The organism is Vibrio sp. 1078-1 (assembly GCF_033340475.1).
Genome location: NZ_JAWOWM010000930.1, coordinates 1 through 513, shown reverse-complemented (window position 1 = coordinate 513; position 513 = coordinate 1). Strand labels below are relative to the sequence as shown.

The window sequence follows — 513 nt, the reverse complement described above, 5'->3', positions numbered from 1 at the left end:
ATCGTCAGGCTCTCATTGATGCAGACATCATTCCTAACTCAGAGTATTTAGTCGATGCAAACTGGTCGCTAAAAGAAGCGCACCAGCAAACACTGGCACTACTGAATATGGAGCAGCCGCCAGAAGCGATTTTCTGTGGCAGCGACTATATGGCAATGGGGTGCTACCAAGCGATAGCGGAGTTGGGGTTGAAGATTCCTCAGGATGTTGCCGTTGTCGGTTACGATAATCAGCAAATCGCCTCTGAAAGCTTCCCAGCATTAACGTCGGTTGAACTGCCCTACTCAGACATGGGTAAACTCGCAATCGAATCGTTGATGGCACTGATTGAAGGGCAACCGTTGCTTTCTAACAAACGCAAAGTAGAGGGTGAACTCATCGTTCGAACCTCTTCGACAAAAACAAAAAAGGTGGGCATGTAGCCCACCATAACACCCAAAGTCGTTGGAGTTGCAGCATTGCTGCCGCTGCAAGTTCAAAGGGTAGAAGTGCTATCTAAAATTCAAACTGATA

The 513-nt window shown here is 47.4% G+C and carries 1 protein-coding gene; it reads left to right on the top strand.

Annotated elements, in window-relative coordinates; all coding sequences use genetic code 11:
* The coding region (locus R7190_RS30920; RefSeq protein ID WP_318138349.1) for a substrate-binding domain-containing protein at positions 1–422 on the top strand (422 nt) is incomplete at its 5' end.
* Between the last annotated feature and the right edge of the window lie 91 nt (positions 423–513).